This window comes from Bradyrhizobium yuanmingense, from assembly GCF_900094575.1.
GTDB classification, from domain to species: Bacteria; Pseudomonadota; Alphaproteobacteria; order Rhizobiales; family Xanthobacteraceae; genus Bradyrhizobium; species Bradyrhizobium yuanmingense.
This window is the reverse complement of record NZ_FMAE01000002.1, coordinates 382,448-396,549: the sequence shown is the minus strand read 5'-3', so window position 1 is coordinate 396,549 and position 14,102 is coordinate 382,448. Positions and strand designations below refer to the sequence as shown.

The window sequence follows — 14,102 nt, the reverse complement described above, 5'->3', positions numbered from 1 at the left end:
CGTCAGCGATTGAACCGGGAGGCCGCGGCGTACTGGATTCCCCGCCTTCGCGGGGAATGACAGCGGAAGGCGTGGCGAAACTGTTACGCTGCCTCGACGTCCGCCTCATCTACGCCGCGCCTCAGCACGGCGCGGGCGGCCTCGCGATGCTCGTTCGTGATGTGACCGGCAACCATGCGGATGGCAGTGGCGAGCACGGCGGCGTCATCGGCGAAGCCGAGCATGGGCATCACGTCCGCGACGAAATCGAACGGCAGGACGAAATAGGCGATTGCACCGAGCAGCGAAGCCTGGACGTGACGCGGCGTCTGCCGGTCGAACGCGCAGTAATAGGCGGCAAGTAGATCCTCCGCGAACGGCAGATGCGCAGCGACCCGCTTCAGCTTGCGCCAGAAGCGGCGGCGCACGCTCTCGCGATCTTCCGCGAGCCGATCGGCCGGCTCGAAGCCAACGCTGTGCTCGGCAGCCATGCTCAAATGCTCCCCGTTCTGCGGGAGGCGGAGGACCGCCCGATCCCGGCTGATCACAAGATGGGGATGCAGCCGGTCCCTGCAAGACGTCTGCTTCAAGACGTCTGCTTGGTGTCAGCCTGCGATTGCGTTCATCGCCTTGGCGAGCGCCATGTCGCGCGCGGTGACGCCGCCGGCGTCGTGGGTCGACAGCACCACCTCCACCGTCTTGTAGACGTTGCGCCATTCGGGGTGGTGATCCATCTTCTCGGCGACCAGCGCGGCGCGGGTCATGAAGCCGAACGCCTCGTTGAAATCCTTGAAGACAAAGGTTTTCCCGATGGCGTCGCGGCCTTGGACGTCAGTCCAGCCGGATAGTCCGCCCAGCGCCTGCCTGCGCGCCTCCGCCGAGAGCCGTTCTGCCATGGTCGTCTCCGTCCTCTAGGGGGAACTTTACTCTAACACCGCCCCGGCGCCCCGGTTCATACGGGATTTCCTGCATCCGCTAACCATGACGGAGATGTAACCCCGCCGGACAAGAAATTTGCTACAATTGCGGGCGTAAATCGCCGGCCAAGATGAAACCGAGCCTGAAGCGCCTGTTTGGGAGACCGATGACCGGGGGATTGGACCTGGCCGAAACGCCCCCTCCGCCTTCGCCGCGATCCGCGGCGCGGAAGACGGCGCTCGTGTCTCTGGCGTTCCTGCTTGCGATCGTTGGCGTGGTCGCAGGCGGCTATTACTTCGCGATGCGTCCCGTGACGCTCAGAATCGCGGTCGGCCCCGCCAACAGCGACGACGTCAAGGTCGTGCAGGCGCTGACGCAAGGCTTTGCGCAGCACAAGAGCTACGTACGGCTGCGCCCGATCCAGACCGACGGCGCGACCGCCAGTGCCCATGCGCTCGCCGAGGGCAAGGTCGATCTCGCCATCGTGCGCGGCGATCTCGACGTGCCGAAGAACGCGCAGGCTGTCGCGACCCTGCGCAAGAACGTCGTGGTGCTGTGGTCCGTGCCCGCCAAAGGAAAGAAGAAGGGCGCGAAGATCACCAAGATCGCGCAGCTCGCCGGCCATCGCGTCGGGGTCGTCGGCCGCACCCAGGCCAACGTCAATCTGCTCAAGGTGATCCTGCACCAATACGGCGTCGACCCGGCCAAGGTCGAGATCGTGCAATTTCCCGTCAATGAAGTTGCCGAGGCGATCAAGGCGCAGAAGGCCGACGTCTACCTCGCGGCCGGCCCGGTCAACAGCAAGATCACCGCGGACGCGATCGCGGCATCGGTCAGGGAGGGCGGCTCGCCAACCTTCCTCGCCATCGATTCGGCGGACGCGATCGCGCAGAATCATCCGGTCTATGAAGCGTCCGAGATTCCCGCGGGCGCCTACGGCGGCTCGCCCGACCGTCCCGAGGACGAGGTCAAGACCATCAGCTTCGCGCACCACATCGTGGCGCGCAAGGGCGTATCAGAGGCCGACATCGCCGCGTTCACACGCCAGCTCTTCGCCGTGCGCCAGCAATTGGTGACGGAATTCCCGCTGGCGGCGAAGATCGAAACGCCCGACACAGACAAGGACGCGGTGATCCCGGTGCATCCGGGTGCAGCCGCTTTTGTCGACGGCGAGGAGAAGACCTTTCTCGACAAATACAGTGACTATATCTGGTGGAGCCTGATGGCGCTCTCGGCCATGGGCTCGGTCGGCGCCTGGTTCGCCGGTTATCTGAAGAAGGACGAGCGCGACAACAACAATCACCAGCGCGAACGCCTGCTCGACATGATCGCCGCGGCACGCAAGTGCGAGACGACCGAAGAGCTGGACCAGATGCAGACCGAGGCCGACGAGATCCTGCGCGACACGCTGCGCTGCTTCGATCACGGCGCGATCGAGGAAGCCGCGCTCACCGCCTTCAACATCGCACTCGACCAGTTCCACGCCGCCGTCGCCGACCGCAAGGCTGTGCTGTTCAGCCTGCCGCCGAACCTGCAACGTGCCAGCGCGCAGTTCCGGGCCGCCGGCAACGCGTGAGCGCCCGCGCGCGTTATTGCTGCGTCACATTGTCTCAATATAGCTCCCAACGTCATTCCGGGGCGATGCGAAGCATCGAACCCGGAATCCGTTGCGCAGCATTCGCGGGGAGACATGGATTCCGGGTTCGCGCTCCGCGCCCCGGAATGACGGACTCCCCCGCAAGCTCGGGTTCGGAGCAATCATGAACGTCAAATTCTCCCGCCGCCGCTTCCTCGCCAGCAGCGCCGGTGCGCTCGGCACAATGGCGATGCCGTATCTTTCGCGCGCGGCTGATCGGCCGGCGGTCACCCACGGCGTGCAAGCGGGCGACATCACCGTCGATGGCGGCGTGGTGTGGGCGCGCGCCGACCGTCCATCGCAGATGCTGGTCGAGGTCGCCACGAGCGAGTCCTTTAGGGACGCCCGGGCATTGCCGCCGATTGCGGCGCTGCCCGAGAGCGACTTCACCGCCAAGATGCTGGTCGAAAATCTACCCGCCGGCCAGGACATCTTCTACCGCGTCCGCTTCCGCGATCTCTCCCACAGCGCGATCGAGGGCGAGGCGGTGACCGGCCGCTTCCGCACCGCGCCGGCCGACCGCCGCGACGTCAGCTTCGTCTGGGGCGGCGACGTCGCAGGGCAGGGCTGGGGCATCAATTCCGACGACGGCGGCATGGTCACCTTCTCGACCATGCGCAAGCACCGGCCGGATTTCTTCCTGCACTCGGGCGACACGATCTATGCCGACGGTCCGATCCAACCCGAGGTGAAGCTCGCCGACGGCAAGATCTGGAAGAATCTGACCATCCCGGAGAAGGCCAAGGTCGCCGAGACGCTGGACGAGTTTCGCGCCGCGTACAAATACAATCTCACCGACGACAATCTCCGCGCCTTCAATGCCGAGGTGCCGGTCTTCGTGCAGTGGGACGACCACGAGGTCACCAACAACTGGTCGCTGTCGAAAGACTTGCCGGCCGCCTACAAGGTGCGCGACATCTCACTGCTCGCAGCCCGCGCGGGCCGGGCCTTCCACGAGATGTACCCGATGCGGGAGAGCATCACTGAACCCGGCCGCGTCTATCGCCAGATCTCCTACGGCCCGCATCTCGACGTATTCGTGCTCGACGAGCGCAGCTATCGCGCACCGAACGGTGCCAATCTCGAAACCGCCTATGGCCCCGCCAGCTATTTCCTCGGCCCGGACCAGATCACCTGGCTCAAGCGCGGCCTGCTGAATTCACGCGCGACATGGAAGGTGATCGCATCGGACATGCCGATCGGCCTGATCGTCTCCGACACGCCGAAGGGCGGCTCGGAAGCCGTTGCACAGGGCGACGGCCCGGTGCGTGGCCGTGAGTTCGAGATCGCCGACATCCTGCGCTTCATCAAGGTGGCGCCGATTAGCAACACGGTGTGGCTGACCGCGGACGTGCACTACGCCGCCGCGCATTATTACGATCCGAACAAGGCGCAATTCCAGGAGTTCGAGCCGTTCTGGGAGTTCGTCTCGGGCCCGCTGCACGCGGGCACGTTCGGCCCGAACGCGCTCGACAATACCTTTGGCCCCCAGGTGCGCTTCGTCAAGGCGCCGGGCAAGGATAGCAAGAACCTGCCGCCGTCCGCCGGCATGCAGTTCTTTGGTCACGTCAAGATCGACGGCGCGTCCGGCCGGATGACGGTGACCCTGCGCGATCGCGCCGACGTCGCGCTGTGGTCGACCACGCTCGATCCGAAGCTTGCGTGACGGCCAATTCGAAGCCGGATGAACCCTCCGGCCGGCCCGGACGACAATTGCGAGCGCCCGCGCATTTTCGAGGGCGTGATGCCATCCGAGCCGTTTTCGAGTTGATGCCGTGCCGTTCAGCCGCCGAACGATCGTTATTGCGCTGCTGCTGAGCGCAGCATCCCCCACATGCGCGCAGACCCAAGAGAAGGCTCAGGACAAAGCGACGCTGGTGCGCGAGGCCCTCGCTTCGCCTTACGGTAAGGCGCTGACCGCCGAGCTCGGCAAGTCGCTGCGCGCAAGCGCCGACCCGGCATGTCTGACGGACAAGGGGTTGGCTGCCGACCAGCTCGAACCGCGCGGCCGCGATATCGTCATCAGATGGGGCACGCATATGCTGGATGGCGCATCGGCGTTCATCGACCGGCAGACCTCCGACAATCCATTTGCCGGCGCAGCCGAATTGGAAAGCCTGAAGAGCAATCCGGATGTGAAGCGCTATCTCGCGATGGAAGAGCCGATACGTCAGGCGAAGATCCTGGATTTGATCTTCGAGCATTTCGACCGCTATAACGTGATCGCCCGCGTGAAACTTGGAGGGGTCTATCCATTGCAGACAGGCAACGAAGCTCTGCTCCGTCTCAATCCGACCGATGCAACGGAAGAGCGGTTGGAGACATTCGCCAGGAAGAGTCGCTCGAAGGCGCTGAAACGTTTCCTGCAATTGTCCGATCAAGAGGCGATTGCGCAGAGTGCGGCGATCAAGAAAGCCTCATCGCCGCCGCCGCTTCCGCACACCTTCTTCAAGGGCGTCGAGACCGACCTCGCCGAGCTCTGCATTCGCTCCGGCAAGTAGCGATCAGGTGTCCCGTGCCTGCAGCGCCGCCTCCAGCGCCTCGCTCGAGCACGGCTTCTGCAGCCGGGGCCGGCCCGCCAATCCGGGCGGGATGCGCACCTCGGCGCCGTAGCCGGTGACGAACACGAACGGAACCTTTAGCGCGATCAGCCGCTCGGCGATCGCAAAGCTCGTCTCGCGGATCAGCTCGACATCGAGCAGCGCGAAATCGGGTGTCCGTTTGGCGATGGCGTTCAACGCCTGCGTCACCGAACCCGCGGTCCGCACGGCGGCCACACCAAATCCGAGCAGGCGATCCTCGAAATCGATCGCGATGATCGGATCGTCCTCGACGATCAGAACATCGGCCGGCCAGCCTGTGCCATTGGAGTGTGCAGGTACCATGATCGCATCTTGGTTTGGGGGTTTTTGGATCAGGACTGCCGCGACACGATGCCTGCGCGCAGCGCATCGGAGGGTTCCCGGAACGAAACTCACCACATCATCGTTCTCTGGTCTGTCCACTTGTGCACACAGGAAACGGATGGAACTCGCTAAGGTGAAAGGAAGGGTGGGAGTTCAGAATGGATGCGCGTATCGGCAAGATCACCGAGGTCGAGAGCCGGCCGGCCAACAATCTGCTGCGGCGTTTGAGTCAGGTCGACTACGGCCTCGTGGCGCCGCACGTGACCGTCGAGGACTCTGCAGCCGGGCACTTGCTCTACAATCCCGGCGATGACGTGCAGGTCGTCCACTTCCCCTGCGGCCCGTCGCTCGCGACTTTCCTCGTCCCCAACGAGGATGGCCGCGACGTCGAGACCATTCTGGTCGGCCGCGAAGGCGCCGTGGGCGGCATCGTCAGCGAGGGATTTCTGCCGGCCTATACCCGGATCTGCGTCAAATTCGGTGGACCGTTTGCGCGCATTCACGTTGCCAAGCTGGAAGCAGCCAAGCTGCGCTCGGCGTCGCTGCGCAACGTCTTTGCCCGCTATGCCGATTGCATGCTGGCCCAGATCTTCCAGTCGACCGCCTGCAACGCGATCCATTCGATCGAGCAGCGCACCGCCAAATGGATCCTGGCGGCGATGGAGCGGACCGGCGACGAGACCAGTGTGCCGCTGACTCACGAACAGCTCGCGACTTTGCTCGGCGTTGGCCGCTCCTATGCCAGCCGCGTGCTTCAGTCGTTCAAGGCCGAAGGCGTGCTCGACACGCGGCGCGGCTCGATCCTCGTCCGCAACCGCGACGGCCTGAGGCTGCGCGCCTGCCTGTGCAACGATGCGGTGAAGATGCATTTCGAGGAGGTGCTGCGCGGGGTCTATCCGACCGAGGAGCGGGAGGCCGGGTAGCTTCTTCCTTCTCTCTTGTGGCGCTATAATGCGCGGCGCGCCGTTCTAACCGCGGTCGTGCTATACTGGCCCCGCATGAGCGGGGCTTTCCTTCACACTCTCTTCGACATCCTGGCCTGGCTGGCGGCGGCTACCGCCGTCTTTTGGCTGTCGCGACGGGGCTTGCAGTTTCCCTCGCAATCCTTCGCGCTGCCCTATATCGCCACGCTGGTGTTTGGCGCAGGCCTTGGCGCCTATCTGTTCGGCTCCGCCAATCTGTGGCTGTCCGGGCAAAGCGGCATTGCGCGCTCGGTCGAGGGCGGGCTGGCGGGCGGCATCGTGGCGATCGAGCTCTACAAATGGTCCGCAGGCGTCACGGTACGAACCGGCGCGCGGTTCGCGCTGCCGCTGGCGCTCGGCATCGCGATCGGCCGGATCGGCTGCTACTTCGCAGGGCTCGACGATTTCACCTATGGCACGTCGACGACGCTGCCCTTCGGCCATGATTTCGGCGACGGCGTTCGCCGCCATCCCGTGCAGCTCTACGAGAGCGCGGCCATGGCCCTGTTCGCGCTCGCCTATGTGCTGGCGGTCTTGAACCGGAACGCGTTCACGATCACCAATGGTTTCTACCTGGTGCTCGCCTATTACGGAATGCAGCGCTTCCTATGGGAATTCCTCAAGCCTTATGGCACGCTGGTCGGGCCCCTGACCCTGTTTCACCTACTGTCGCTGTCCGTCCTGCTCTACGCCGCATTCATGCTCGCGACGGCACCCCAAGCGAGACGCTTACAAAACGAGTCACTTGCATGAACGCGCCGTTGCGTAAGTCGCGCCCCTACATCTTCTGGGGCCAGACCCAATCTCTTTGCGAGATCTGCCTGAAGCTGGTTCCGACCAAGATCCAGATTCTCGGCAACGAGGTCTGGTACGAAAAGCGTTGCAGGGAGCACGGCGTGCAATCGACGTTGGTGTCGACCGATGCCGCCTATTGGCGGCTGTGCAAGGATTTCATCAAGCCGGGCGACCGGCCGCTGCAATTCCAGGAACGAACCCAATTCGGCTGCCCCTATGATTGCGGTCTCTGTCCCGACCACGAGCAGCATTCCTGCCTGGCGCTGATCGAGATCACCGAGCATTGCAACCTCACCTGCCCGGTCTGCTTTGCGGAGTCCTCGCCGGCACGAACCAAATTCACGCCGCTCGCGACGGTGGAGAAGATGCTCGACGCGCTGGTCGCGAGCGAGGGCGAGCCCGATCTCGTGCAGATTTCCGGTGGCGAGCCAACGCTGCATCCCGACTTCTTCGCGATCCTGGACGCGGTGCGCGCCCGGCCGATCCGCCACGTCATGATCAACACCAACGGCCTGCGCATCGCCCGCGAAAAGGATTTCGTGGCGCGGCTCGCCAAAAACAGGCGCGGGCTGGAGATCTATCTCCAGTTCGATTCGCTGCATCGCGATGCGCTGATCAACCTGCGCGGCGCGGACTTACGGAAAATCCGCCAGCAGGCGCTGGAAAATCTCGAGCATTACGGCATCTCGACCACGCTGGTCGCGACCATCAAGCGCGGCGTCAACGATTCCGAGATCGGCGACATCGTGCGCCACGCGCTGACCTGGACGTGCGTGCGCGGGGTGACATTGCAGCCGGTCCAGGATGCCGGCCGCAACGAGAGCTTCGACAAGAATACCGACCGCATCATGCTGTCGGAGATCCGCAAGCGCGTGATCGAAACCGGCGTGTTCGGCGACAAGGACATGATCCCGCTGCCCTGCAACCCCGAGAGCATCTCGATCGGCTATGGCCTGCGCAACGGCGAGAAGGTGCTGCCGCTGACCTCGTTGATTCCGCAAGAGCAGCTGGTTGCGGTGATGCCAAACACGATCAGCCCGGAAAAGTATCCGATGCTGCGGGAAAAGTTCATCGACCTGTTCTCGCTCTCCTCAGGGCCCCTCAACACGTCCGAGCGCGTCTGCGAATTGTTGTGCTGCCTGCCGAGCTTTCAGGTGCCGGACGGGCTCACCTACGAAAACGTCTTCCGCGTCACCATCGTGCAGTTTCTCGACCGCTTCAATTTCTGCGTCGGCAACGTCAAGCGCAGCTGCATCCATTTCGTGACCGAGCAGGGGGCGATCATCCCGTTCGACACCTACAATCTGTTCTATCGGAATGGCGCCATCTCCCGGATTCGCGCCGGGCTCGAGGGGCAAACCTATCACGAGGCGAGGCAAACCGAGGAGGCACCACGATGAGCGACACGCCACCGCCGGTTCTACCGCCACCCGCACCAACGCCCGGCCCAGCTCGCAGCGGTTGCCTCACCGCGCTGATGGCGATCGCCGGGATCTTCATGCTGCTGCCAGGTCTCTGCGCACTCCTGTTCGGCGGAGTGTCGATGTTCGAGGACGGCAAGATCACTGGCGACATCGCGCCGTTCGTCCTTCTGGGACTGGTCGTGGGCATCGGCGGGGTCGCCATGATCTGGGCGGCCATCAAGGGGCGCAGGGTCCCCGCTCACCCCCCGACCCAGCCCTAAGCCCCGGGGATTCCCGGACAAAATTCAGTCAACCAACGGTCAAAGAACACATTGTTTTTTGGCCGTTTTTGCATATATTGCGCCGCAACGCGCAGGGCGCCCGGTCTGATATGGCCGGGCTTCCTTTTTGGGCGGAAAGCGCCCCGTTTCCAGTCTTCCAGCGTTGTTTCGAGAAGAGGTCCCGGTCCGACCGGCGAGATCGCGCTTAACCCATTGTTCGACCGCAAAGAAGCTCACTCATGAATCTTCGTAACGTCGCCATCATCGCCCACGTCGACCACGGCAAGACGACCCTGGTCGACAAACTCCTGCAGCAGTCCGGCACGTTCCGCGAGAACCAGAAGGTGACCGATCGCGCCATGGACTCCAACGATCTGGAGCGCGAGCGCGGCATCACCATCCTGGCCAAGGCGGCCTCGGTGCAGTGGAAGGACACCCGCGTCAACATTGTCGACACCCCCGGCCACGCCGATTTCGGCGGCGAGGTCGAGCGCATCCTGAACATGGTGGACGGCGCCCTGGTGCTGGTCGACGCCGCCGAAGGCCCGCTGCCGCAGACCAAATTCGTGGTCTCCAAGGCGCTCAAGGTCGGCCTCAAGCCGATCGTCGTCATCAACAAGGTCGACCGCCCCGACGCGCGCCCGACCGAAGTCATCAACGAGGTGTTCGACCTGTTCGCGGCGCTCGATGCCAGCGAGGAGCAGCTCGATTTCCCGATCCTCTACGGGTCGGCCAAGCAGGGCTGGATGGCGGATAGCCCCGAAGGTCCGCAGGACAAGGGCATGGAGCCGCTGTTCGACCTGATCCTGCGCCACGTCGCCCCGCCGAAGGTCGAGGAAGGTCCGTTCCGCATGATCGGTACCATCCTCGAAGCCAACCCCTATCTCGGCCGCATCATCACCGGCCGCATCTCTTCCGGCACGCTGAAGCCGAACCAGCAGGTCAAGGTGCTGAACGCCGACGGCAAGCTGGTCGAGTCCGGCCGCATCACCAAGATCCTGGCGTTCCGCGGCCTCGAGCGCACCCCGCTCGATGAAGCCGAAGCCGGCGACATCGTCGCGATCGCGGGCCTCACCAAGGGCACCGTCGCCGACACCTTCTGCGACCCGACCGTCGAGGTGCCGCTGCCGGCGCAGCCGATCGATCCGCCGACCGTGTCGATGTCGTTCATCGTCAACAACTCCCCGCTCGCCGGCACCGAAGGCGACAAGGTGACGAGCCGCATGATCCGCGACCGTCTCCTGCGCGAAGCCGAGGGCAACGTCGCGCTGCGCGTCGTCGAATCCGCCGACAAGGACGCGATGGAAGTGTCGGGCCGCGGCGAACTCCAGCTCGCGATCCTGATCGAGACCATGCGCCGCGAGGGCTTCGAGCTCTCGGTGTCGCGTCCGCGCGTCGTCTACCAGAAGGACGAAGCGACCGGCGCCACCATGGAGCCGATCGAGGAGGTCGTGATCGACGTCGACGAGGAGCATTCCGGCGTCGTCGTGCAGAAGATGAGCGAGCGCAAATCCGAGCTGATCGAGATGAAGCCCTCGGGCGGCAACCGTCAGCGCCTGGTGTTCTACGCGCCCACCCGCGGCCTGATCGGCTACCAGGGCGAATTGCTCACCGACACCCGCGGCACCGCGATCATGAACCGCCTGTTCCACGGCTATGCCCCTTATAAGGGCGAGATCCAGGGCCGCCGCAACGGCGTCTTGATCTCCAACGACCAGGGCGAAGCGGTGGCTTACGCCATGTTCAAGCTGGAAGACCGCGGCCCGATGATGATCGAGCCGGGCTGGAAGGTCTATCGCGGCATGATCGTCGGCGAGCACACCCGCGACAACGATCTCGAGATCAACGTGCTCAAGGGCAAGCAGCTCACCAACATCCGCACGACCTCGAAGGACGAAGCGGTGCGCCTGACCCCGCCGATCCGCATGACGCTGGAAAAGGCGCTCGCCTATATCGAGGACGACGAGCTGGTCGAGGTCACCCCGAAGTCGATCCGCCTGCGCAAGAAGCACCTCGACCCGAACGAGCGCAAGCGCGCGGAAAAGGCCAAGGAAGCGGTGGCGTAAGCGGGCGAATGGGGATTGGCGAGTGGCGAATAGGGCCGTTTGGCCACAGGCCCTAGTTCCGATACTCTATTCGCCATTCGCCACTCACTATTCGCTTTTTCATGTCCCTCCCTTCCTCCGTCGACGTCGCGATCATCGGCGCCGGTGCCGCCGGCCTCGGCGCAGCCCATGCGCTGCGAGGCTCCGGCCTTTCCGTCATCGTGCTGGAGGCGCGTGACCGGCTCGGCGGCCGGGCTTGGACCGTGCAGGCCTCACCCGAGGTGACGTTCGACGTCGGCTGCGGCTGGCTGCATTCGGCCGACAAGAACTCTTTCGTGCCGATCGCGCGACAGCTCGGTTTCGAGCTCAACAAGGACCTGCCGCCCTGGCGCGAGCGGGCCTACGGCAATGCCTTTCCGGAAAGCGAGCGCGACGATTTCATGCGCGCAATGGACGCGTTCTATGAGCGTCTGTGGGAAGCGGCGCAAACAGGTAAGGACGAGGCCGCGAGCTCGCATTTGGAGCCCGGTAATCGCTGGAATCCGATGATCGACGCGATCTCGACCTATATCAACGGGTGCGAGCTGAAGGATATGTCGACGCTGGACTGGGACGCCTATGAGGACACCAACTTCAATTGGCGCGTCCGCCGCGGCTATGGCGCGCTGATTGCGGCCTATGGTGCGCCCTGCCCGGTGGCGCTGAATTGCAATGTCGCGCTGATCGATCATTCGGACAAACGCGTCCACATCGAGACGTCGCGGGGCGCGCTGACCGCGGACAAGGCGATCGTCACCGTGCCGACCAATCTCATCGCGGAAGAAGCCATCCGCTTCTCGCCGCCGCTCCCCGCAAAGGTGAACGCAGCGGCGGGCCTGCCGCTCGGCGTCGACGATAAGGTGACGCTGGCCCTCGATGACGCCGAGACCTTTCCGACAGAAGGCAATCTACGCGGCGCCACCATGCGCACGGAGATGGGCACCTATCACATCCGCCCGTTCGGCCAGCCCTGCATCGAGGGCTTTTTCGGCGGCAGCTTTGCCCGCGCGCTGGAAGATGCCGGCGACGGTGCCATCGCCGCCCAAGCCATCAGCGAGATCGCGGGTTTTCTCGGCAACGATATCCGCCGCAAGCTGAAGCCGCTGTATGAATCGCGTTGGGCCCGCGATCCCTTTGCGCGGGGGTCGTATTCGCATGCGCTGCCCGGCCATGCCGGCGACCGTGCCGTGCTGGCTGCGCCGGTGGATGCACGTCTGTTCTTCGCGGGCGAGGCGACGTCGCCGACCTTCTTCACGACCGCGCATGGTGCACGGGACAGCGGCGAGCGGGCGGCGAAGGAAGTGCTGGCGGCTCTGGGCAAGCCTTAGCTGCAAGCTCCGTCATTGCGGGCTACTCGATCACTCGCGCTCGCAAATCCGCATCTGGCACGAAGCAGGCGTCATACTTTCCGAAGATGCGATAGCGGTTGCGCGCGACGAGGCTGTAGACCGCATCCCGCAGCGGCTTCGGCAACACGAATAATGCGCGCACCCAGCGCCAGCCTGGGAGTTGCGACAGCACCGTCAGCACAGCATCCGACTTCATGAACACCTCGCCGCCGTGGACAACCGCGTTGGTGTCGGGATCATCGGGGTCGATGCCGAACGTGCGCGCGAGCCGGGCGCCATAATCCGACTGGATCGGCGTGAACCGAAACTGCCTCGCCGTGTCGCGCTTGGCGACGAAGCGGACCCAGCGTGAGCAGAAGATGCAGACGCCGTCGAACAGAATGACGTCGTCCTCAGGCCATTTGGGCATCAGACTCTCTTTTTGACGCGTTTTCTTCACGCGAACCGGAATCCACTTCGCTCGAAAACGCTATCGGTTATCCAGCATCAGGAGCGCGACGACCATCAAGACGATCGCAGGCCCGGTCTTCACCAGCGCGCCAAGCGGCTCGATCCAGAGGTCGGGCGTCAGGATCGCCGCGCCCAGCATATAGCCGAGCGAAGCGAAAATACCCGCGACCAAGCCGATCGCAGCCGTTCGGCGGAAGTCGATCAAGACACCGATGCTCATGTCCATCAGGCTGGTGCCGATGGTGATGGGATCAACCAGCGCGGGCGGAAAGTTGTGCGCGGTCAAAATGCCGGCGGCGGCACCGTAGGACACGAACAAGGCGATGAAACCGGAGACGACCCAGAACGCGACCAGGCTTGCGAAAATCAGCGCCTTGACCAGGAACAGGCGCGCGAACCATTTGTCCTGGATGCTGGCAGGATGGCGTCCGATCGCCTCAGCCAGATGCTTCGGCGCGATACCCGTCGCGGCGCTCCACGCTGACGGATCGCCAGTCACGCCGCGACGCAGCTCGGCAATGGCGGTCGAGCGCATCGGCGGCGTCCAGCCGAGATAGCAGGCGACATCGCCGAGTTTCACGCCGAGATCGAGCAGGAAGCGGGGCATCGCGATGCGCGGCCAGCCGTCCGTGCCGAACGCATGGCGAAACGGCTTGATGACGCCGGCCATGGTGATCGGTTCGGCCTGCATCAGGTCCCAGCTCACCGCCCTCAACGAGGCATCGTCGATGTCGCGCGCGGCGAGCCAGGCGATGGTCGCCGTAATATCCTCGATCGCCACGGGCTGAAATGGCGTTGCCATGTCCTTGGCCGGCAAATCGATCGGAAAGGCTGCAAGCGCGCGGAGCATGGCGCTACCGCCATAGGCTGACGGTGCGACCACGAAGCCGGGCCGCAGGATGGCATGAGGAATGCCGCTAGCCCCGATCAGGCGCTCGGCCTCGCGTTTGGTCGTAGCGAAGGCGGTGCGGTCCGCCTCCGCGGAGCCGGGGATCGAGATGTGCACCAGCCGGATTGCGCGGCCGCTGCCGCCGATCGCCCGAAGCAGTCGCGCGACGAAATCGCGATGCACCGCGCTCGTGTTGCTGCCGGGGCCATCCTGGAGCACGCCGAGACAGTTCACGACGACGTCTACCGCGTGCTCGCTGAGGAGACGCGTCAGCGCGGCCGTGTCGAGGATGAGGATCGGCAGCTCGATGTCCAGCGCGCTCATCCTCTGCGCCGGCGACAGGCTCCGCGCCACGCCGACGACGCGAAAGCCCCGCGTGCGCAGATCGTCGGTGACGAAGCGGCCGATCAGGCCGGAGGCGCCGAGCACCAAAACGGTTCGCTCACTCAT

General features: G+C 64.4%; 14 protein-coding genes. 9 read left to right on the top strand and 5 right to left on the bottom strand.

All coding sequences use genetic code 11. The features are described 5' to 3' along the window. Positions 1-83: 83 nt before the first annotated feature. Together GA0061099_RS06935 and GA0061099_RS06930 are read right to left on the bottom strand one after the other, a co-directional pair. Positions 84-470 (bottom strand): YkvA family protein, encoded by a 387-nt coding sequence (locus GA0061099_RS06935; protein ID WP_036024189.1) that lies wholly within the window; start codon positions 468-470, stop codon positions 84-86. A gap of 114 nt (positions 471-584) precedes the next feature. Further along, positions 585-875 carry a 4a-hydroxytetrahydrobiopterin dehydratase gene (locus GA0061099_RS06930; RefSeq protein ID WP_036002826.1) on the bottom strand — a complete coding sequence of 97 codons (291 nt, stop codon included), beginning with the start codon at positions 873-875 and terminating at the stop codon, positions 585-587. A gap of 152 nt (positions 876-1,027) precedes the next feature. On the opposite strand from GA0061099_RS06930, the gene GA0061099_RS06925 reads away from it, so the two are divergent. From GA0061099_RS06925 to GA0061099_RS06915, 3 genes are all read left to right on the top strand, one after another. After that, positions 1,028-2,473 carry a TAXI family TRAP transporter solute-binding subunit gene (locus GA0061099_RS06925; protein WP_050995911.1) on the top strand — a complete coding sequence of 482 codons (1,446 nt, stop codon included), beginning with the start codon at positions 1,028-1,030 and terminating at the stop codon, positions 2,471-2,473. Positions 2,474-2,657: 184 nt separating this feature from the next. After that, positions 2,658-4,199: an alkaline phosphatase D family protein gene (locus GA0061099_RS06920; protein ID WP_074447590.1), complete on the top strand. Its 1,542-nt coding sequence runs from the start codon at positions 2,658-2,660 to the stop codon at positions 4,197-4,199. Between the two features lie 109 nt (positions 4,200-4,308). Further along, positions 4,309-5,034, top strand: a complete 726-nt coding sequence (locus GA0061099_RS06915; protein WP_036024191.1) for a hypothetical protein — start codon at positions 4,309-4,311, stop codon at positions 5,032-5,034. 3 nt (positions 5,035-5,037) lie between these two features. Here GA0061099_RS06915 and GA0061099_RS06910 read toward each other — a convergent pair whose 3' ends face one another. Continuing rightward, complete coding sequence (locus GA0061099_RS06910; RefSeq protein ID WP_036024192.1) at positions 5,038-5,418, bottom strand: response regulator; 381 nt, start codon at positions 5,416-5,418, stop codon at positions 5,038-5,040. A 179-nt stretch (positions 5,419-5,597) separates the two neighbouring features. On the opposite strand from GA0061099_RS06910, the gene GA0061099_RS06905 reads away from it, so the two are divergent. The 6 genes from GA0061099_RS06905 (at position 5,598) to GA0061099_RS06880 (ending at position 12,292) form a co-directional block, all read left to right on the top strand. After that, the gene (locus GA0061099_RS06905) at positions 5,598-6,362 is read left to right on the top strand and encodes a Crp/Fnr family transcriptional regulator (RefSeq protein WP_036002835.1); all 765 of its coding nucleotides are present in this window, start codon (positions 5,598-5,600) and stop codon (positions 6,360-6,362) included. Between the two features lie 75 nt (positions 6,363-6,437). Then, entirely contained in the window at positions 6,438-7,154 is a 717-nt protein-coding gene (locus tag GA0061099_RS06900; RefSeq protein WP_036024193.1) for a prolipoprotein diacylglyceryl transferase family protein, read from the top strand. Next, complete coding sequence (locus GA0061099_RS06895) at positions 7,151-8,596, top strand: radical SAM protein (protein WP_036024195.1); 1,446 nt, start codon at positions 7,151-7,153, stop codon at positions 8,594-8,596. The genes GA0061099_RS06900 and GA0061099_RS06895 overlap by 4 nt, the downstream gene beginning before the upstream one ends. After that, a complete protein-coding gene (locus GA0061099_RS06890; protein ID WP_074447589.1) occupies positions 8,593-8,880 on the top strand; it encodes a hypothetical protein in 288 nt (95 codons plus the stop codon). Before GA0061099_RS06895 ends, GA0061099_RS06890 begins: the two co-directional genes overlap by 4 nt. 239 nt (positions 8,881-9,119) lie before the next feature. Further along, complete coding sequence (typA, locus tag GA0061099_RS06885; RefSeq protein WP_036002847.1) at positions 9,120-10,946, top strand: translational GTPase TypA; 1,827 nt, start codon at positions 9,120-9,122, stop codon at positions 10,944-10,946. Positions 10,947-11,047: 101 nt separating this feature from the next. Next, positions 11,048-12,292, top strand: coding sequence for a flavin monoamine oxidase family protein (locus GA0061099_RS06880; RefSeq protein WP_036024197.1), 1,245 nt, complete (start codon positions 11,048-11,050; stop codon positions 12,290-12,292). A gap of 22 nt (positions 12,293-12,314) precedes the next feature. Here the strand turns inward: GA0061099_RS06880 and GA0061099_RS06875 are convergent, their stop codons facing one another. Together GA0061099_RS06875 and GA0061099_RS06870 are read right to left on the bottom strand one after the other, a co-directional pair. Further along, positions 12,315-12,722: a thiol-disulfide oxidoreductase DCC family protein gene (locus tag GA0061099_RS06875; RefSeq protein ID WP_036024199.1), complete on the bottom strand. Its 408-nt coding sequence runs from the start codon at positions 12,720-12,722 to the stop codon at positions 12,315-12,317. A gap of 60 nt (positions 12,723-12,782) precedes the next feature. Then, the gene (locus GA0061099_RS06870; RefSeq protein WP_036024201.1) at positions 12,783-14,102 is read right to left on the bottom strand and encodes an SDR family oxidoreductase; all 1,320 of its coding nucleotides are present in this window, start codon (positions 14,100-14,102) and stop codon (positions 12,783-12,785) included.